Source organism: Pseudomonas sp. SWRI50, assembly GCF_014269095.1.
Taxonomy (GTDB): Bacteria; Pseudomonadota; Gammaproteobacteria; order Pseudomonadales; family Pseudomonadaceae; genus Aquipseudomonas; species Aquipseudomonas kermanshahensis.
In genome coordinates this window covers 96,665-116,076 of sequence record NZ_JABWRW010000010.1, presented here as the reverse complement: position 1 = coordinate 116,076, position 19,412 = coordinate 96,665, and the positions used below count along the sequence as shown (strand labels likewise).

At 63.7% G+C, this 19,412-nt stretch carries 17 protein-coding genes; 9 read left to right on the top strand and 8 right to left on the bottom strand.

The window, feature by feature from the left end; translation table 11 throughout:
- The first annotated feature begins 8 nt into the window (after nt 1–8).
- Genes HU750_RS13220 through HU750_RS13210 form a run of 3 tightly spaced genes read left to right on the top strand, consistent with a single transcriptional unit; the run spans nt 9 to nt 2,898 of the window.
- Entirely contained in the window at nt 9–1,358 is a 1,350-nt protein-coding gene (locus HU750_RS13220; RefSeq protein WP_186680256.1) for an MFS transporter, read from the top strand.
- The gene (locus HU750_RS13215; RefSeq protein WP_186680254.1) at nt 1,355–2,095 is read left to right on the top strand and encodes an SDR family NAD(P)-dependent oxidoreductase; all 741 of its coding nucleotides are present in this window, start codon (nt 1,355–1,357) and stop codon (nt 2,093–2,095) included. Before HU750_RS13220 ends, HU750_RS13215 begins: the two co-directional genes overlap by 4 nt.
- Nucleotides 2,092–2,898, top strand: a complete 807-nt coding sequence (locus HU750_RS13210; RefSeq protein ID WP_186680251.1) for a sugar phosphate isomerase/epimerase family protein — start codon at nt 2,092–2,094, stop codon at nt 2,896–2,898. The genes HU750_RS13215 and HU750_RS13210 overlap by 4 nt, the downstream gene beginning before the upstream one ends.
- On the opposite strand, the gene HU750_RS13205 is transcribed toward HU750_RS13210, so the two are convergent.
- Both HU750_RS13205 and HU750_RS13200 read right to left on the bottom strand, forming a co-directional pair.
- Entirely contained in the window at nt 2,889–3,305 is a 417-nt protein-coding gene (locus HU750_RS13205) for a RidA family protein (RefSeq protein WP_027593581.1), read from the bottom strand. The two genes, HU750_RS13210 and HU750_RS13205, sit on opposite strands and share 10 nt — an antisense overlap.
- The gene (locus HU750_RS13200) at nt 3,305–4,624 is read right to left on the bottom strand and encodes a flavin-containing monooxygenase (RefSeq protein ID WP_186680249.1); all 1,320 of its coding nucleotides are present in this window, start codon (nt 4,622–4,624) and stop codon (nt 3,305–3,307) included. The genes HU750_RS13205 and HU750_RS13200 overlap by 1 nt, the downstream gene beginning before the upstream one ends.
- 303 nt (nt 4,625–4,927) lie before the next feature.
- Between HU750_RS13200 and HU750_RS13195 the strand changes: the two genes are divergently transcribed.
- Nucleotides 4,928–5,605 (top strand): DUF1028 domain-containing protein, encoded by a 678-nt coding sequence (locus tag HU750_RS13195; RefSeq protein ID WP_099429103.1) that lies wholly within the window; start codon nt 4,928–4,930, stop codon nt 5,603–5,605.
- Entirely contained in the window at nt 5,598–6,758 is a 1,161-nt protein-coding gene (argE, locus tag HU750_RS13190; RefSeq protein WP_186680247.1) for an acetylornithine deacetylase, read from the top strand. Before HU750_RS13195 ends, argE begins: the two co-directional genes overlap by 8 nt.
- 145 nt (nt 6,759–6,903) lie before the next feature.
- Here argE and HU750_RS13185 read toward each other — a convergent pair whose 3' ends face one another.
- The 3 genes from HU750_RS13185 to HU750_RS13175 form a co-directional block, all read right to left on the bottom strand.
- Nucleotides 6,904–8,172 carry a carbohydrate porin gene (locus tag HU750_RS13185; protein WP_186680245.1) on the bottom strand — a complete coding sequence of 423 codons (1,269 nt, stop codon included), beginning with the start codon at nt 8,170–8,172 and terminating at the stop codon, nt 6,904–6,906.
- A 128-nt stretch (nt 8,173–8,300) separates the two neighbouring features.
- Complete coding sequence (locus HU750_RS13180; RefSeq protein WP_186680243.1) at nt 8,301–10,718, bottom strand: glucose/quinate/shikimate family membrane-bound PQQ-dependent dehydrogenase; 2,418 nt, start codon at nt 10,716–10,718, stop codon at nt 8,301–8,303.
- 268 nt (nt 10,719–10,986) lie between these two features.
- On the bottom strand, nt 10,987–11,337 hold the full coding sequence (locus tag HU750_RS13175) for a cupin domain-containing protein (RefSeq protein WP_027593575.1): 351 nt from the start codon (nt 11,335–11,337) through the stop codon (nt 10,987–10,989).
- 117 nt (nt 11,338–11,454) lie between these two features.
- Here HU750_RS13175 and HU750_RS13170 point away from each other — a divergent pair, with 117 nt between their 5' ends.
- Together HU750_RS13170 and HU750_RS13165 are read left to right on the top strand one after the other, a co-directional pair.
- Nucleotides 11,455–12,354 carry a LysR family transcriptional regulator gene (locus tag HU750_RS13170; protein WP_027593574.1) on the top strand — a complete coding sequence of 300 codons (900 nt, stop codon included), beginning with the start codon at nt 11,455–11,457 and terminating at the stop codon, nt 12,352–12,354.
- 113 nt (nt 12,355–12,467) lie between these two features.
- Nucleotides 12,468–13,667 (top strand): MFS transporter, encoded by a 1,200-nt coding sequence (locus tag HU750_RS13165; RefSeq protein WP_186680240.1) that lies wholly within the window; start codon nt 12,468–12,470, stop codon nt 13,665–13,667.
- A gap of 6 nt (nt 13,668–13,673) precedes the next feature.
- Here the strand turns inward: HU750_RS13165 and HU750_RS13160 are convergent, their stop codons facing one another.
- The gene (locus HU750_RS13160; protein WP_085274275.1) at nt 13,674–14,285 is read right to left on the bottom strand and encodes a LysE family translocator; all 612 of its coding nucleotides are present in this window, start codon (nt 14,283–14,285) and stop codon (nt 13,674–13,676) included.
- A 102-nt stretch (nt 14,286–14,387) separates the two neighbouring features.
- Here HU750_RS13160 and HU750_RS13155 point away from each other — a divergent pair, with 102 nt between their 5' ends.
- A complete protein-coding gene (locus tag HU750_RS13155; protein ID WP_186680237.1) occupies nt 14,388–15,362 on the top strand; it encodes a GlxA family transcriptional regulator in 975 nt (324 codons plus the stop codon).
- A 34-nt stretch (nt 15,363–15,396) separates the two neighbouring features.
- On the opposite strand, the gene HU750_RS13150 is transcribed toward HU750_RS13155, so the two are convergent.
- A complete protein-coding gene (locus HU750_RS13150) occupies nt 15,397–16,248 on the bottom strand; it encodes a CAP domain-containing protein (protein ID WP_186680233.1) in 852 nt (283 codons plus the stop codon).
- A gap of 269 nt (nt 16,249–16,517) precedes the next feature.
- Here HU750_RS13150 and HU750_RS13145 point away from each other — a divergent pair, with 269 nt between their 5' ends.
- Nucleotides 16,518–18,683, top strand: coding sequence for a TonB-dependent receptor (locus HU750_RS13145; protein ID WP_186680230.1), 2,166 nt, complete (start codon nt 16,518–16,520; stop codon nt 18,681–18,683).
- 117 nt (nt 18,684–18,800) lie between these two features.
- Here the strand turns inward: HU750_RS13145 and HU750_RS13140 are convergent, their stop codons facing one another.
- The gene (locus tag HU750_RS13140) at nt 18,801–19,412 is read right to left on the bottom strand and encodes a cell wall hydrolase (protein ID WP_027593568.1); all 612 of its coding nucleotides are present in this window, start codon (nt 19,410–19,412) and stop codon (nt 18,801–18,803) included.

The following is a 19,412-nucleotide window of genomic DNA, read 5'->3' as shown; positions in this document are numbered from 1 at the left end:
CAACCGTCATGAACACTGAACAGAACCTCGGCGTGGGGGCGTTCGACACGCCTGCACGCCTGCAACAACGCACCCGCACCCGCTTCATGATCCTGGCGCTGATCTCCGGCGGCACGATGATCAACTACCTTGACCGCAGCGTGATGGGCATTGCGGCGCCTAGCATCAGTGCCGACCTGGGCCTTAACGCCGCGATGATGGGCGTGATCTTCTCGGCGTTTTCCTGGACCTACGCGGCGGCCCAGATCCCCGGCGGGATCCTCATCGACCGGCTGGGCACCAAGTTCACGTACTGGCTGGCCTTGACGCTGTGGTCGCTGTTCACTGGCCTGCAAGGGTTGGCCCAGGGCTTTTTGTCGCTGTTGGGCATGCGTTTTCTGGTAGGGGTGACCGAAGCGCCGTGCTTCCCCACCAACAGCCGCGTGGTGGCGACCTGGTTCCCACAGAGTGAGCGGGCCAGGGCGACCGGCATCTACACATTTGCCGAATACACGGGGCTTGCGTTTCTCACGCCGCTGCTGTTCTGGGTACTGCACGCGTACGGCTGGCGTTTTCTGCTGATGGCGGTCGGGCTGATGGGCATCCTTTATGGCCTGGTCTGGTGGCGCAAGTACCATGAACCGCACCAGTCCACCACGGCGAACAAGGCCGAACTCGACTACATCGCAGCTGGCGGTGGCGTGGTCGACGGTGGCCAGAAAGCCACGGTATTCCGCTGGTCGCAGATCCCGGCTCTGCTCAAACACCGCAACATGCTGGGCATCTGCCTGGGGCAGTTTGCCTGCAACTCGACCAACGTGTTCTTCCTGACCTGGTTCCCGACCTACCTGGTCACCGAGCGGCACATGCCGTGGCTGAAGGTTGGCTGGGTCGCGGTGCTGCCGTTCATCGCCGCCTCGCTGGGCACCCTGGTCGGTGGCTGGTTGTCCGATGCCTTGCTGCGCCGCGGCTACTCCCTGAACGTGGCGCGCAAGCTGCCAGTGATTGCCGGCCTGCTCACCGCGTCGGTGATCGTGCTGGCTAACTATGTCGAGTCCGACGCGCTGGTAATCGCCATTCTCTGCATCGCCTACTTCGCCCAAGGCATGTCGGCGCTGGCCTGGATGATCGTTTCCGACATCGCGCCAAAGGGCCTGCTGGGCTTGAGCGGTGGCCTGTTCAACCTGTTCGCCAACGCGGCGGGCATCGTCACCTCGTTGACCATCGGCATCATCGTTTCGATGACCGGGTCGTTCGTCTGGGCCTTGGCCTTCGTGTCGTCGATCACCGTCCTCGGTGCCCTGTGTTACCTGTTCATGGTGAGCGACCTGCGTCGTCTGCCAGACATACCTAACCTCGAAAATGGAGCAAAGCAATGAGCCAATACCTGCAAGGGCAGACTGCAATCGTCACCGGCGGCATGCGTGGCATCGGCCTGGGGATTGCACAGCGGCTGCACGCCGCAGGTGCCCACGTGGTGATCTGGGACTTGGCGGTCGATGGCTGGGACACAGCCGAAAACGGCTTTGAGCCGGTGCTGCGCCAGTCTGTCGATGTTGCATCACTGGCGTCGGTGGAAGCGGCATTTGCCGACGTGCTTGCACACGTCGGGCAGGTCGAGATCCTGGTCAACAACGCCGGTATCAATGGCCCAGTGGTACCCGCCTGGGAATACCCGCCAGCGGCCTGGGACAAGGTCATCGCCATTGACCTGAACGGAGTGTTCTATTGCTGCCGCACCGCCATCCCGCACATGCGCGAACGCGGCTACGGACGCATCGTCAACGTCGCCTCGATGGCGGGCAAGGATGGCGTGCAGTACATCTCGGCGTACTCGGCGGCCAAAGCAGGCGTGATCGCCTTCACCAAGGCCGCAGCCAAGGAGCTGGCGCAGGATGGCGTGCTGCTCAACTGCGTGGCGCCGGCGATGGTAGAAACGCCGCTGATGGCCGAAATGACCCCGGAGCACATCGCAGCGAGCAAGGCCAAGATCCCCATGGGGCGCTTCCTGAAGGTCGAGGAAATCGCCAACATGGTGAGCTGGATCGCCGGGCCAGAGTGCAGTTTCACCACCGGCTTCGTGTTCGACCTCAGTGGCGGGAGGGCGACCTATTGAGGGGCCTGGGCGTCGCTCACCTGACGGCACTGGACCTGGCGCCAGCCGTGCTGGTGCGCGAGGCGAGCCGTGCCGGCTTCAGCACGGTGGGGCTGCGCCTGCATCCAGTGATGCCGGGTGCGCTGGCCTACCCTGTAACGGCGGGCAGCCTGGCGCTGCGTGAGCTCAAGGCGGTGATGGTGGGTGAGGGCGTACGGGTCGCTGATATCGAGTTCGTGTCATTGACGCCCGAGGTGGTGGTCGCCGATTACGAGCCTTTGCTGGCGGCAGGTGCGGAGCTGGGGGCGGTAAGCCTGACGGTGTCGGGCGATGATGCCGATGTCGCGCGGCTGACCGGGCATTTCGCGGCCTTGTGCGAGCTGGCAGGGGGTTATGGCGTGCGCGTGGACCTTGAATTCATGCGCTGGCGGCCGGTGGCGAACGTGCACCAGGCCTATACCGTGGTGGCAGGGGCGGGGCAGGACAACAGCAGCGTGCTGGTCGATGCCTTGCACCTGTTTCGCGCTGGCGCAGCGGTAGCGGACCTTGCCGGAATCGACCCGCGTTACTTGCGCGCCGTGCAGTTGTGCGATGCCCCACTGCAGGCACCACCCGACAGCGGCATCATCCAGGAAGCGCGCGAGGGCAGGCAGTTGCCTGGCTGCGGGCAGCTGCCGTTGGCGCAGTTGCTCGCAGCCTTGCCCCACGACGTCAGCCTCAGCGTCGAGGTGCCGTCTGCCCACTTGCAGGGGGCAGAGCGGCTAACGGCAGCTGCGCGAGTCACGCAGGCCTGGCTGAGCGGGGTGCCGGCAGGTCAGGCCTGATCCGGCACCACGGCGATCACATCGATTTCCATCAACCACTCGGCCTGGGCCAGGCCCGCCACCACCAGCCCGGTGGAGATCGGGAACACGCCTTTGAGCCACTTGCCGACTTCCTTGTACACCGGCTCGCGGAAGCGCGGGTCGGTGATGTAGGTGGTGGTCTTGACGATGTGCGACAGGTCCGAGCCGGCCTCTTCAAGCAGTTGCTTGACGTTTTTCATCGCCTGTTCGGCTTGTGCCCGAGGGTCGCCCAGGCCTACCAGGCGCCCTTCGAAGTCGGTGCCCACCTGGCCGCGTACGTAGATGGTGTTGCCGGCACGCACCGCCTGGCACAGGTCGTTGTCCAGGGTCTGGTTAGGGTAGGTGACCTTGGTGTTGAACATGCGGATACGGGTATGGGTTGGCATCAGTGGGCTCCGAGGGTGCTGACGTTGCTGATCGTGGGTTGTTGCTGCTCATCCGCGGCGCGTTGTTCGCTGTCGCGGTAGGCCAGGTAGGTCCGTTGCGTGGCGATGTGCCCGGCGACGTGCTTGGCGTCGTGCCACACGCCCCAGATGAACGACGAGCCGCGGCGTGACAGCCAAGGCAGGCCGAGGAAGTACACGCCAGGTTCGCGGGCAACACCGCGTTGGTGTTGTGGCTTGCCGTTGGTGTCGAAGGTGTCGACCTGCAACCAGCTGAAGTCCACGCCGTAGCCGGTGGCCCAGATGATGGTGCTGACACCGGCCTGGGCCAGGTCGAGTGTGTGCAGCGGGTTGCTCAGGCACTCAGGGTCGGGCAGTTGCTTGCGCGCCTCCGGCTCTTCAGGCAGGTCCAGGCCGTTGCGTTCGATGTAGGCATCGGCGGCATCGAGCAGGGCCAGGTAGTTTTCGTCGCCACGGCGGATGTTGTCTGCCAGGTTGTCCTGGAAGGTGGCAATGCCATCGGCGAACGATTGGGTCAGGCCGACCAGGGTCATGCCTTGGTGGGCGAGGGCGCGGAAGTCCACGGTGTGGCCGCCGCGTGCGCCGCTGACAGCAATGGTCACGTGCTCGCGGCCAGGCTTGGCGATTTCTGCGTCCCACTCGCCCAGCACACCCAGCCACCAGCAGAAGTCGCGGTTGCGGTAGGCACGCGGCGGCCGGTCATGGGCACCGACCGACAGGTATACCTGGCGCCCGGCGCGCATCAGTTCTTCGGCAATCTGCACGCCCGAAGAACCGGCGCCCACCACCAGCACGGCACCGGCGGGCAGCTGCTCGGGGTTGTAGTAGGCGGCAGAGTGGATCTGGTGCAGGCGCTCGTCCTTTGGCGCGATGGCCGGGATCACCGGGCGCTGGAACGGGCCAGTGGCAGCAACCACGCGGTTGGCGCGGATCACGCCCTCGTTGGTTTCGATGGTGAAGCCTGGGCGATCGCTGTTGCGCACCACCTTCTTCACCTCGATGCCGGTGCGCACCGGCAGGTTGTACTTGCGCACGTATTGTTCGAAGTAGTCGGCAACCTGATCCTTGCCAGCGAAGGCATCGGCGTCGAGGTTGAATTCCAGCCCAGGGAAGCGGTCGTGCCAGACCGGGCCGTTTGCGACCAACGAGTCCCAGCGGCCCGTACGCCAGGCTTCGGCGATGCGCTTGCGCTCCAGCACCAGGTGCGGCACGCCGAGCTTGTTCAGGTGTTCGCTCATGGCCACGCCGGCTTGGCCGGCGCCGACGACGAGGGTGTCGATTTCGAGGTTGTTCAAAGTCATGTCCGAGCCCTTTATCAGGCGGTTTTTGTCAGGTCGGTTGGAGGACCGCCGTTGCCTGGGGCCAGACTAGGGACGCTGCGCAAATGGCGAAAATAGTATTTAGCTAGGGCTTGCCGATAAAACGGCGAAGGCCTTGATTCATAGGGCTTGCCGCGGTGCTTGAGGGGGATTTTTCATGCCGTTCGGGGTGGTGCGGGCGGCCTTAGTTTTTTCCTCTTCAAGCCCTCGGAAAAAGGTGGTTTCGCGCGCTGGAGGGTTCCACCCAGAATGCCCTGCATCGGACAGAACAACAGGAACCATGACATGACTTTCTCCATCATCGGTCGTTGCCAGGAAACCGGCCAAGTCGGTATCGCCATCAGCTCGTCGAGCATCGCGGTCGGGGCGCGTTGCCCCTGGGTGCGCGCAGGTGTGGGGGCGGTCGCAACGCAGAACATCACCTTGCCGGCATTGGGGCCGCAGCTGCTCGATGTGCTGGAGCAGGGCCAGTTGCCGCCGGCAGCTGCACTAGACAGGGTGCTCAACGCCAATGGCTGGAGCGAATACCGCCAGGTCACCGTGATCGACAGCCAGGGCCAGGTCGCGTTGTTTACTGGCAAGCAGGCACTTGGGGTGCACAATGCCGTGGCCGGCGAGCAGTGCGCTGCTGCGGGTAACTTGCTGGCGTCCAAGCAGGTGATCGAGGCCATGGTGCACGCGTTTGAACAGGCCGGCGGGCACCTGGCCGATCGCTTGTTGGCGGCCATGCAGGCGGCGATGGCGGCCGGGGGCGAGGCCGGGCCGGTGCATTCCGCAGCGCTGAAGATTGCCGGCGAGCTGACCTGGCCGCTGGTGGACCTGCGCGTCGACTGGGCCGATGAAGACCCGATCGGCCAGCTCGATGGCCTGTGGCAAGCCTATCGCCCGCAGATGCAGGACTACGTGACCCGCGCCCTCGACCCGACCGCCGCGCCAAGCTATGGAGTGCCGGGCAATGAATGAGCGCACCAGCCGCGCGTTGCTTGCCCGGCTGATCGGTTTTGCCACGGTCAGCCGCGATTCGAACCTGGCGCTGATCGGTTTCATCCGTGACTACCTGGCGGACCTTGGCGTGGAATGCGAGTTGTTCCATAACGCTGAGGGCACCAAGGCCAACCTGTTTGCCACCCTCGGCCCGCTGGACGTTGGCGGTGTAGTGCTTTCGGGGCACACCGATGTGGTGCCGGTTGACGGCCAGGCCTGGACGGTCGAGCCGTTTGCCTTGAGTGAGCGGGAGGGGCGCCTGTATGGGCGGGGTACTGCGGACATGAAGGGCTTCATCGCCTCTGTCCTGGCAGCGGTCCCCGCGTTTCTCGCGCAGCCTTTGCGTATTCCGCTGCACCTCGCGTTCTCCTATGACGAAGAAGTGGGTTGCCTGGGCGTACGCTCGATGCTTGCGGCGCTTGCGCAGCGCCCACACAAGCCGCGGTTGTGCCTGATCGGCGAGCCGACCGAGCTCAAGCCAGTGCTGGGGCACAAGGGTAAGTTGGCAATGCGTTGCCAGGTGCACGGTGCCGCCTGTCACTCGGCTTATGCGCCTTATGGGGTGAACGCCATCGAGTACGCCGCGCGATTGATCGGCAAGCTAGGTGAGATCGGTAATGGTTTGGCACAGCCTGAGCACCATGACACGCGTTTCGATCCGCCGTTTTCCACGGTACAGACCGGCGTGATCAAAGGTGGCAGGGCGTTGAACATCGTGCCCGAGGAATGCGAATTCGACTTCGAGGTGCGCGCATTGCCAGGGTTCGATGCTCAGGGGGTGGCTGACCAGTTGCAGGGCTACGCCGAGGCTGAGTTGCTGCCGCGCATGCGCGCCGTCAACCAGGGCGCCGATATTCGCCTTGAGGCGCTGAGTGCTTACCCGGGGCTGGCCACGCCGGCTGACAGCGAAGCGGCACGTTTGGTCGCCTTGCTCAGTGGTTCAGCGGCGTTCGGCACGGTCGCGTTTGGTACTGAAGGCGGCTTGTTCGACCAGGCCGGAATCCCGACGGTGGTCTGCGGGCCGGGGAGCATGGAGCAGGGGCACAAGCCGGACGAGTTTGTCAGTGCCGAGCAGTTGCAGGGGTGCGATGAGATGCTGCTGCGGCTGGTGGATTACCTGCGCGAAGGTTGAGTCATTTTTGCCGGTAGGCATTCCTGACAGGAGGAGCCTTGTGCTGCGAAGAGGCCCGTGGCAGCAGAGAAAATTCACTGTGCTGTCACGGGCCTCTTCGCAGCACAAGGCTCCTCCTACAGGATGCGGGCAATGCCGTGATGAATCAGAACGTGGCCTTGACCTGTAGGCCCACTACCAGCGCATTGTCGATAGCTTTGCCCGAGAACGCACCCGGCTCGATGATGTACTGCACATCCGGGCGCAGGTTCAGCCATGGCGTGGCCTGGTAGCCGTAGCTCAGTTCAATCAACTGCTCGGCGCTGTCGATGTTCGGGAACTGTTGCCCTGCGTTGAACGCAGCGTCTTCCAGCACATCGCGGCTGCGTGGGTTTGGCACGGCACGGCCATAGCCCAGCGACAGGGTATCGCGCGGGCGGCCTTCGAACGGCTTGTACAGCACAACGCCGGTACCATACCACTTGGTGAACGGCGAAGCGGCCTCGCTCGATGCCGAGTACTGGCCAAAGGCGTGCAGGCTGCGGCCTGGCGAACGTGGGTCATTCCACACGGCTTGGTCGATCAGCAGGTAATGGCCGCCGCGGCCGGACACTTCCTTGTCGCTGCCAATGCGTTTCACATCGGAGCTGTCGTAGTAGTAGCCCAGCTTGTACTCACCTGGCAGCTCGCCTTGCAGTTTGTACACCAGCTCAACCGGTACCACGGTACCTGTGGTGTGCTTGGGCCCCAGGTGCCAGGCACGGCTGGAATTGCCGTTGCTCTCGGGGTCGACGTTGAAGGCCGCGACACGCAGCTGCCAGGACGGCGACAGGTCGTATTTCACCCGCACGCCCAGGTGGGCGTTGGGGTAGTTGGTCCAGCCGCTGCCGCCCGACATGTTCAGTGGGTGGCCACAGAAGCCGGCGTTCATGAAGTTGCACAGGATGCCACTGTCCAAGCCGCCGAGGTCGTTGCCCATGGCCATGTAGCCGAGCTTGACGTTCAAGGCCGGGGTGAACAGGGTCCGCTCGTAGCTCAGTTCAGTCAGGCGGGTGTACAGGCCACCGTAGTTTTCCTGGATCGGCAAGCGGTTGCCCACCAGGTCTTCCGAGGCGCTGTTGCCGCGACGGTCATTGATGGTCAACTGCACCTTGCCGCCGTTTTCCAGGCCGTACAGTTTCGACAGGTCGAACTGCACGCCCAGCTTGAGGTTCTGCGAGTAGCGGGCCGAACGGTGCAGGCCACCGTGGGTGTTGTAGGCGGTTTCACCGCTGTAGTCGCCGGTGAACTTGACGCCGTCTTCTTCCAGCTGATGGCGCAGACCGCCCCAGTCACCGGTCAGGGTGTTGCGGGTCATCAGGTCGCCGTCGGCGAGGGCGGTGGTGCTGGCCAGGGCGAGCAGGAGGGGAGAAGTGATGCGAATTGCGGATGGCATTGCGGGGTCTCGGGTAGTGTTCTAGGGCCTCTTCGCGGGTGAACCCGCTCCTACAGGGCCTGCACCCTTTGCAAGTGCAGTGATCATCCTGTGGGAGCGGGTTCACCCGCGAAGCAGGCGACGCAGTCTTACGGCAGGGCGTAAGAAATCACATAGTCGCCACGGTCAGTCGACTGACGCGCGCCACCGGCGGTGATAACCACATACTGCTTGCCGGTTTTCGGCGAAACGTAGGTCATCGGGCCGCCCTGGCTGCCAACCGGCAGACGGGCCTTCCAGATTTCATTACCGTTGCTGCTGTCGTAGGCGCGCAAGTAGAAGTCCTGGGTGCCGGCGATGAACACCAGGCCACCTTGGGTGGACAGTGTGCCGCCCAGGGTTGGCAGGCCGACCTTGATCGGCAGGTGCATGCGGATACCCAGCGGGCCGGTGTCCTCGACGGTGCCGACCGGGACCTGCCAGGCGATTTGGCGGGTCTTCATGTCAACCGCGGTCAGGGTGCCGAACGGCGGAGCCTGGCAAGGGATACCGGCAACCGACAGGAAGCGGTTCTTGTTCACTGCATACGGCGTGCCCTTGAGCGGTACGGCGCCCATGCCAGTGTTCAAGGCTTCGCCACCGGAGGCCGCGTTGCCTTTGTTCTGCGAAGGGATCATCTGGATCCACAGGCCCAGACGCATGTCGTTGACGAAGATGAAGCCATGCACCGGGTCGGTGGAAATGCTGCCCCAGTTCATGCCGCCCAGCGAGCCTGGGAAACTCAGCGACAGGTCGGTGCCCGGCGCGGTGTACAGGCCGTCGTAGCGCATTTTCTTGAAGTCGATGCGGCACAGCAGCTGGTCATACGGGGTGGCGCCCCACATGTCCGACTCGGTCAGGGTCTGCGCGCCGATCTGTGGCATGCCCACCGATTTTGGTTGGGTCGGGGAGTACGGCTCGTTCGGGATGTTGCCCGGTTTTACCGGAACTTCGTCGACCTGGGTCAGCGGCTTGCCGGTTGCACGGTCAAGCACGTAGATCTGCCCGGCCTTGGTGCCGATCACCACCGCAGGTACGGTCTTGCCATCATCCTTGGTGAAGTCGATCAGGCTTGGCTGCATTGGCAGGTCGAAGTCCCAGAGGTCGTTGTGAACAGTCTGGTACACCCACTTCTGGTTGCCGGTTGTGGCGTCCAGTGCCAAGACCGAAGCACCGTAGGTGTGGTCCAGCTTGTTGCGTTCTACGCCATAGATGTCGGTGGACGACGAACCCATCGGCAGGAACACGGTGTTCATTGCCGGGTCGTACGACATCGGGGCCCAGCTGTTCGGGGTGCTGCGCACGTAGGTGCTGCCGTCGGCCGGGGCGTTGCGGTCTTCCGGGTTGCCTGGGTCGAAGGCCCAGCGCATGGCGCCGGTGATGACGTCGAAGCCGCGGATGACGCCGCCTGGCATGTCGGTCTGAACGTTATCGGCAACGCGACCGCCAACCACCACGGTGGTACCGGCCATCAGCGGCGCGGACGACAGTTGGTAGAAGGAGTCCGGCACATCGCCCAGGCCAGCCATGAGGTTGACCTGGCCGTTGTTGCCGAAGCCTTGGCAGAACTCACCGGTGTCGGCGTCGACGGCGATCAGGCGGCCGTCGATGGTATTGGTCAGCAGACGGCGCTGGCAGTTGGCACCGGCCGGGACAGTGGCCATGGCGATGGGCGAACTGTTCGGCTGGGTTGGCTGGGCCAACGGCGCGGTGGCGTCGAAGTAGGCCATGCCGCGGCAACGCTGCCAGACCTTGGACTGGGCGTTGATCTCGTTTTTCCACAGCTCTTTGCCGGTGTCGGCATCGAGGGCGATCAGGTTGTTGTGCGGGGTGCAGATGAACACCTTGTTGCCAACCTGCAGTGGAGTGAGTTGGTCCTCGGCACCGTTGCCGTCGCTGATGGCGACGTCACCGGTGTGGTAGGTCCAGGCCACCTTGAGCTTGTTGACGTTGTCGCGGTTGATCTGGTCCAGCGCGGCGAAGCGGCTGCCACCTTCGGTGTTGCCGTAGTGGGCCCAGTCTTTCTGCTCTTTGCCGGCTTCGACCGGGGTCATGCCAGGGCCTTTGCCGGTCGGAGCGACGCTTGGGTGAGCAACGAACATGTTGCCTGCGGCAATGACCAATGCCACCGCCATCACACCTGCGAGGCCGTACGCGCCACGGCCAGCGGTGCCGCCGTTGGCACGTACCAGCAGGGGGTAGACCAGCGCCACGACCATGCCGATTGCGCCGAACATGAACACGCGCGAGAACAGCGGCCAGAACACCAGGCCGGTGTCGATCACGGCCCAGATTGCGGTACCGATCAGGAACAGGGCATACAGCCAGGCACCGGCGACCTTGCGGCGTGCGATGAGGATACCGGCGATGGCCATGGCCAGGCCGCCGATCAGGAAGTACCAGGAGCCGCCGAGGCCGGCCAGCTTGATACCGCCGGCGGCCAGGAGCAGGCCGAGCAGGGCGACGATAACGCCTAGGCCGACCAGAATGAGGTTTGTGGCGCCAGAGGCGCGCGGTGTTTCTTTCATGCCAGGGATCTCAGCAGGTGGAATGGGCGCAGTTTAAGCCCTTAGCAAGCTAATTAACAAGTTAGTACAAAGTTTTGTGAGGCTGATTGTCGCAGGGTTGAACTTGCCAAGGTGTTGGCAAAAGTCTAGATCAGGCAGCGAAAAATGCAGTAAACAAAGCGTTCATGACAGATATGGAATCAGTACTCATACTTTGGTCGAGTCGTCGAAAAGCAATGTGTGCAGGGGCCACGCTGCGCCAGCAGGCCCCGATTGGACGGTTCGACACCTATTCCGGCCAAGGGCTAGCGCTGCTGTAGAACACGGCCAGCCATACTGTCGCGATGCCCGGCGCGGTCCATTCCACGCGGTGGCGATAATGCGCTGGTATATCGACGCAGTCGCCGGGCTGAAGGAGCCGCGTATGGTTTTCATGCTCGAAGCGTAGGCCCGCGGCACCGCTGAGCAGCACGATCCACTCACCTTCGGCCTGGTCGTACCAGTACCCGGGCGGGCTGGATTGGCCGCTGGAAACAATGCGCTCGATGCGCACACCGGGGCGGCTGAGCAGTTCGTCGACGCGCTCGGCAGCGGTCGGGTCGCAGGGAGGCAAGGTATTCAGCATGTTGAAGGGGGCCATCTGAAATCTCGTTCAAAGGGAGGTGCTTCCACTATGGACGTGATTGCGGGGGCGTGCGCTTCTTGACCATCCCTGCGGTTTGTAGGACTGTTCCGAGCTTTAAAAGACGGAAGACACATGGACAAGCTGCTGGCCATGAAGATGTTCGCGGCGACGGTCGATGCCCAGGGGTTTTCCGCGGCCGCGCGCAAGCTTGGCGTGGCGACCTCGTCGGTGACCCGCCTGGTCGATGCACTGGAGGCCGAGCTGGGGGCCACCTTGTTGAACCGCTCGACGCGCCAGGTCAGCCTGACCGAGGCGGGTGCCCGTTACTACGCGCGGGCCCGGGGCATTTTCGAAGCGCTGGATGAAGCCGATGCCAGTGTCGCTGACCGGGGCGAGGAGCCGGTCGGTGTGCTGCGGCTGTGCCTGCCGGTGGAATTCGGCCGGCGGGTGATTGCGCCGCACCTGGGGCCCTTTCTGGCCAAGCACCCGGCGCTTGAACTGGACATCGATCTGAGCGACCGCCTGGACGACTTGCTCGATGGCCGTTACGACCTGTCGATCCGGCTGGGTGACCCAGCGCCCAATGACGAACTGGTGTGCCGCCCACTGGGCCGGTTCGAGCGTTGGCTGGTGGCCAGCCCGGGCTACCTGGCCGGTCGTGCAGCACTGGAGCACCCGCAGCAATTGCTGGAGCACGCCTGCTTGCGTTTTCGCTATGGGCAGAAGGCGCGCCCCTGGTGCATGACGCGGGGCCAGGAGGTGCTGGAACTGGACGTGAGCGGGCCGTTGCGCAGCGCCAATGCCGACCTGTTGCGCGAAACCGCGTTGGCTGGCAGCGGCATTGCCCTGCTGGCCGACTGGCTGGTGCGTGAGGACGTGGCCGATGGCACGCTGCAGCGCGTGTTCGGCGACTGGCAGGTCAGCCCCGGTACTGCCAACGACAGGATCAACGCGCTGTACTTGCCCAACCATCGCGGGTCGCGCCGCGTGAACGCCTTCATCACCTTTTGCGAAGGCCTGTTGGCGCACTGAGCCGTCAGCGTTGCGCAGGGTGCAAAGCCCTGTTGCGCGCCCGCCGGATTCTCGCCTGCGGCACGTCTGGCTAAGGTGTGTGGCATATTCCGTCCCTTCTTGAGGAACATCGCATGAACCCCTCCCTAGCCGCAGAGCAGCCGTCGGCCACTGGCCTGAGCCGGGCCTTGGTGACCCTGCTGGCGTTCTGCTGCGGCGCCATCGTTGCCAATATCTACTATGCCCAGCCCATCGTTGGGCTGATCGCCCCCGACCTGGGCCTGTCCACTGAACGGGCGAGCCTGATCGTTTCCCTGACCCAACTGGGCTATGCCTTAGGCCTGCTGTTACTGGTTCCGCTGGCCGACCTGCTGGAAAACCGCCGCCTGATGATCGCTACCGCGGTGCTGGCCTGCGTCAGCCTGCTGTTGGCTGGTACCAGTAGCAGTGGCCAAGGGCAGCTGTTTCTGGGCTATGCACTGTTGATCGGGTTCAGTTCGGTCGCGGTGCAGATGCTGATCCCCCTGGCAGCGCATCTGGCCCCTGAGCAACAGCGTGGCCGTGTGGTCGGCAACATCATGGGTGGTCTGCTGTTGGGCATTCTGCTGGCGCGGCCGGTGTCGAGCCTGGTGGCCGATCACTTCGGCTGGCGCACCGTGTTCATCGGCGCGGCGGGCGTGATGCTGGCGATCATCCTGTTGTTGGCGTTGACCCTGCCACGCCGGGTCCCGGAGCACAAAGCCAGCTATGCCGGGCTGATGCTGTCGCTGGTCGCGTTGCTGCGCCGTTACCCGGTGCTGCGTCAACGGTCGCTGTACCAGGCGTTGATGTTCGCTGCGTTCAGCCTGTACTGGACGGCTGTACCCCTCGCGTTGGCGGGGGCGCATGGCCTGTCGCAGAGCCAGATCGCGCTGTTCGCCCTGGTAGGGGCGGTAGGGGCCGTGGCCGCGCCCATCGCCGGCCGCCTGGCCGATGCCGGGCATGCCCGTGCAGGTTCCCTGGCGGCGTTGGTACTGGCGCCTGTGGCGCTACTGGTCGGGCTGACGGCACCGGGCTTCAGTGTGATCGGCCTTGGGCTGACCGGTGTGTTGCTGGACTTCGCGGTGCAGATGAACATGGTGATTGGCCAGCGCGAAGTCTATGCGCTGGACCCGGCAAGCCGCGGGCGCCTGAACGCGGTGTACATGACCAGTATCTTCCTGGGCGGGGCGCTGGGTTCGTCGGTGGCCAGTGCCGTGTTTGCCCAGTATGGTTGGCAGGGGGTTGCGCTGGTGGGTGCCGGGCTGCCGGGTTTGGCGCTGTTGGTGTTCCTCCTGCAAGGGCGCCGCGGCTGAGCTGAATCAGCGCCCCAGTGGCAACGCGACGCCGATCACTGCGAACAAGCTGCCACAGCAGCGGTTGAACCCTTTGCCACCCTTGGCCAGCCAGGGCCGGATGCGAAACGCCAAACGCGCGAGCCAGTATTCGACCAGGAATTCCACGCTGGCAAAGGTCGCCGCCATCACCACGAACTGCATCAACAGCCCACGCTGAGGGTCGAGGAACTGCGGCAGAAACGCACCGTAGAACAGCAACACCTTGGGGTTAGCCATGGCCGACAGCAGGCCCTGACGAAACAGGCCCGCATTGCCCAGGCTGCGGGCCCGCTGCGTCACTTCAAGGTGCAGCGCCGGGCTGCGCCACAGCTGGATACCCAGCCAGACCAGGTAAGCGCCGCCCACCCATTTGAGTATGCCAAGCACTGCTGCAGAGGTTTGCAGCAGGGCACTGAGGCCGAACATTGCCAGGGCGATCAAGGCACTGAAGCCAACTACCCCGCCAACGATGGTGAACAGCGTACGGCGTGCGCCATACAGCGCGCCGTGGGTCAACGCGAGCAAGCTGTTGGGGCCTGGAGTCAGCGACAGGCCGATGCTGGCCAGCAGGTAGATAAGCCAGGTGTCGAGTGCCATGGGGGAGTGCCTGATAGGGTTGGAGAGCGCCAGTCTAGGGCACAACGCGTTTTTTCGAAGGTATGATCTAGATATTCGATGGTCTGATCTGGACGTGCTCTCATGCCCCCTGATATCCGCCTGCTGATCCTGCCCCTGCCGGCGTTTGCCCTGCTGCCGTTCGGTGCATTTCTCGACAAGCTGCGTTTCAGCGCCGATGACGAAGACTACAGCCAGCAGCGCTATTGCAGCTGGACCCTGGCAGGCTTGACCCTAGACCCGGTGCCCGCGAGCAGTGGTGCGGTGGTGCAGGTGGAAGCCATTGCCGAACAGCTCGACATGGCCCACTACGACTACCTGGTGCTGTTCGGCGGCCGCAACGCCATGGCCACCGCTGAACTGGCTCCGCGCTACAAGGCGTTGCTGAAGCGGGCTGCCAAGGCGGGTGTGAAGCTGGTGGCCGTCGACAACGCCGCCTTCCTCTTGGCCGCTTGCGGCCTGTTGGACGGGCATGACGTAGTGGTCCATTGGCGGCATGAAGCCGAGTTTCGAGCGACGTTCCCTCATCTGAAGGTGCTGCGCGACCAGCTCTATCACATTCAAGGTGGGCGCATTACCTGCGCGGGAGGGACCGCGGCAATCGACCTGGCGGTGGAACTGCTGTCGCGTGCCTGTGGCCGGGCTCGGGCGCTGAAGGGCTTGGCCGACATGTTGGTGGACGAGACGCGCGACAGCCGCCATGCCTTGCGTTCGTTGGAGCCGGGGGTGGGGCACGGGCGAGCGGTGCAGCGGGCCCTGGCGTTGATGCGGCATCACCTGGGTTCACCGTTGTCGATCGAGCAACTGGCGACGGAGCTTTGCATCAGCCGGCGTCAGCTTGATCGTCAATTCCAGGCCAGCCACGGGATGAGCGCCAAGGCCTGGTGGCTGGAGATGCGCTTGCAGCAAGCGCGTTGGCGGTTGCTCAATTCCAGCCACGGCCTGGCGCAGATTGCCGATGAAGTGGGGTTGGGGGATGCCAGCCACCTGGGTAAATGCGTGCGGCGGCGCTTTGGTTGTACGGCACTGCAACTGCGCGAGGGTGCCGCTGTTGCCTGAGCGGCCGCATCGCCCGCCCAGGCTGTTCTGGCTTTTACTGCGGTGTGCCAAACATCCCCGTCCAGTAGATCCCCGCATCACTCTTCGGGTCGACGGCATAGGCCGCCCCTAGCTCGCGAAAATCCGGGTTCATCAGGGTCGCGCAATGCCCAGGGCTGGCCAGCCAGCCGTCGACCACCTTATGCGCGGTGTCGCGGCCTGCAGCGATGTTCTCGCCGATCTGCTGATACAAGTAACCGGCCAGCTCGGCCCGATCGCCAGGGGTGCGGCCGTCGCGGTCGATATGGTCGAAAAAGTTCTGGTTGGCCATGGCCCGCGTATGGGTGGCGGTAACGCCGGCCAATACGGTGCTCCAGCTCAGCGCGGGCGCGGCGGCAAACGGCTGGCCGCCGCATTGGCGTGGCACCTTGCGCGCAGCGTTGATTTCTTGCAGCACTTTCTGCCCTTCAGCCTGCCAATCCCCCAGGCGGCTGCTGAGCAGGGGGCGAGCAAGGACGATGCGCCAGTCGCGGCCTTCCTGGCTGACACCGATGTCGACGAACTGCGGGTCGAGCACCACCTGGCAGAAGCTCTCCTCGATGGCATGCATGGCCGCGCGCGCATCGCGCGGGCCCGAGAGGCTGATGGCCTGCACGTTCACCATCGGGTAGGCCGCGCGGGACATGGCCTGTTGCAAATCGCGCGTGCCCTCGGGCGACAGCGCCAGACGGGTGTCGCTGTTGAGTGGCGGCAGCTCCAGCGACGCCTCGCCACCACAGGGCTGGGCCTTACTGCGGTAGACGTTGATCGATTCGATCAGTTGCGCCTCCTCGCCGGTGACGGCCAAGGCCCCGGTCGCGATGACCAGGCCCAGCGACAAGGCGGCAACAGATGACAGGACGCGCATGTGAATCTCCCTATGACTGGCAGCGTCGTGGTAAGCGCTGCTCATCCTACACAAGCACAGGGTTTTTGGCCCAGTCCCGTGCAAAGCAATACAAACGACGGCAATCGTTGCAGGCGGCATAAGAGGAAGTAGACCACTGGACGCGCAAAAAGTGCGATCACTTGGTAATTATTCGTAACTTCAGCTGGAAACAATTCGCAATCGCGATTAATTTATGCCCTCCACCCACGTTGCCAGGAAGGCGTCCATCCGATACCCAGGAGCCTTTCATGGCACGACCCCGTCATTATCAATCGACCTTTCTCGCTGTCTGCTGTTCCGTTGCGGTTACTGCACAGGCGGCTGATGGCGTGATCCAGCTGGATGCCACTGCTATCGACGCCGAGTCTGCCAAGGTCAAGGGCGAACTCCCGCAAGCCTTTGCCGGTGGGCAGGTCGCGCGGGGCGGGCAGATGGGCGTGCTGGGCAATCAGGACATGATGGACGTGCCGTTCACCATGACCAGCTACACCGCGCAATTGATCGAGGACCAGCAGGCCGAGGATATCGGCGATGTGCTGCTCAACGACCCGTCCGTGCGCCAGTCGTTTGGCTTCGGCAACCAGTCGCAGGTGTTCGTCATCCGCGGGTTGCCACTCAGCGGTGATGATGTGGCGTTCAATGGCCTGTATGGCGTGTTGCCCAGGCAGATGATATCAACCGATGCGGTAGAGCGGGTCGAGGTATTCAAGGGGCCCAACGCCTTCCTTAACGGCGCCAGCCCGACCGGAACCGGCCTTGGCGGCAACGTCAACTTGCAGCCCAAGCGTGCCGGCGATGTCCCCACGCGTCGCTACACCCAAGACATCAGCAGCGACGGCCGCGTTGGCGAACACCTGGACATCGGCCAGCGTTTCGGTGAGGACAACCGCTTTGGCGTGCGCCTGAACCTGTCGCAACGTGAAGGCGAAACCGCAGTCGACGACCAGGATCAACGTAGCAAGCTGTTCATTGCCGGCCTTGACTACCGGGGCGACAACTTCCGCCTGTCTACCGACTTCGGCTACCAGAAGCAGCGCGTCAACCACCTGCGTAACTCGGTGCGCCTGGGGGCCGGCCTCACCGATATCCCACGCGCGCCAGATGCCGACCACAACTATGGCCAGGACTGGGCCTGGACTGAAACCGAAGACACGTTCGGCATGGCCCGGGGCGACTACGACTTCAACGACAATTGGAGCGGCTACCTGGCCGGTGGCGTCAAGCACACCCATGAGAACGGCTTCTACGGCACGCCGATCCTGACCAACGCCGCCACGGGCGACGCCACCATCGCCGGTTCGAAAATCCCCCACAATGAAGACAACACCACCTTCATGGGGGGCATCAACGGCCGCATGCAGACCGGCCCGGTCAGCCATCAGCTGAACATTGGTGCGGCCAGCATCTGGACCCAGCAAGAAAATGCGTTCGTCTTCTACAACGCGCAGGCCACCAACCTCTATCACACTGACCCGTTGCCCAAGCCCACCACCCCAACCTTTACCGGTGGCAAGTTGGATGACCCTGGGGTGACCGGCAAGACGCGCAACCGCAGCATTGCCGTGTCCGATACGCTGGGCCTGTTCGACGATAGCCTGCTGGTCACGGTGGGGGTGAGGCGCCAGCAATTGCGGGTCGAAGGGTATGCCTATGACGGCGAGGGCGCAGACCTTGGGCGCAACGCGTTCTACGACGAGTCGGTGACCACGCCTGTGTACGGCATCGTCTACAAGCTCAACCCGTCGATCTCGCTGTATGCCAACCGCATCGAGGGCCTGGCGCAGGGCGCGACGGCGTCGGGGCAGGTCATCAACGCCGGGGAAGTGTTCCCACCCGCCAAGACCAAACAGATCGAAGCAGGGGTCAAGCTCGACTACCAGACCTTCGGTGCCAACCTGGCGCTGTTCCGTATCGAGCGGCCCACCGATGGCTTCGTGCAGGGCAATGTATTCGTCCAGGACGGCGAGCAGCTAAACAAGGGCGTTGAGCTGAGCGTGTTCGGCGAGCCGCTGCAGGGGCTGCGCCTGATGGCCGGCGGCACCCGCATGGACACAGAACTGAAAAACACCCAGAACGGTACCAATGATGGCAACCATGCGGTCGGTGTACCGACCTTCCAGCTCAACGCTAGCGTCGACTGGGACGTGCCTGGCCTGCAAGGCGTAGCGCTTAATGCCCGCATGCTGCGCACCGGTGGCCAGTACGCCAACCCGGCCAACACGCTCACCCTGCCCACCTGGAACCGCTTCGATGTAGGCGCACGTTACCGGTTCAAGGTGCAGCAGAAAGAGGTCACCTTGCGGGTGAACGTGGAGAACCTCACCGACAAGAACTATTGGGCCTCGGCCAACGGCGGCTACCTGACCCAAGGCGACCCGCGCCAGGTCAAGTTCTCCGGCTCGATAGACTTCTGACGCTCACTGTAGGAGCAGCCTTGTGCTGCGAAGAGGCCGGTGAAAGCACAGTGAATCTTCGCTGCTTTCACCGGCCTCTTCGCAGCACAAGGCTGCTCCTACACCCACACACACACGTCAGCGGGCCTGCGCCTGCTTAGGCTTGTAGAACAGAAAATGTGTGGTTACCGCAGTCTTGCGGTAGGCCTTGGCCCAATCCGGGTGCACATTGCGGTCGTGGAAGTACAGCGCACCGCCGGTAGGGTCTTTGAGCTGCTGGTTGAGCGCCTTGCGCGCAATCTCTTTGGCGATGTCGTAACGCTGCGCTTCCTCGACCTGGTCCGAGCGCCCGTCACACCACCAGGAAAATTGGCAGGCCTTGGTTTCCACGCCCTGTTTGACGACGCCACAAATGGTGTCCGGGAAGCCATCATGGCCCAGGCGGTTGAGCACGACACTGGCCACCGCCGTCATGTCCTTTTCGTTGGCCCCCTTGGCTTCCCAATAGATGGTGCGGGCTAGGCAGGTGATGCTGTCGTCTAGCGGCGATTGGCCTGCCGGGTCGACTGCTTTTACTTCGCCTGGGGTGATGGTTTCGGCCTTTTTCGGCGGCGGGGCGTCCTCGACCACCTTTTCTTCAAGGACTTCGGCCTTGTCCTCGGCGACCGCGGCCTTGGCCGTGTCGGCGGCGTGCAATGGGCCTGCAAGCAGGGCCGAGGTCAAGCCGATTACCATCCACGAGAGGCGCAT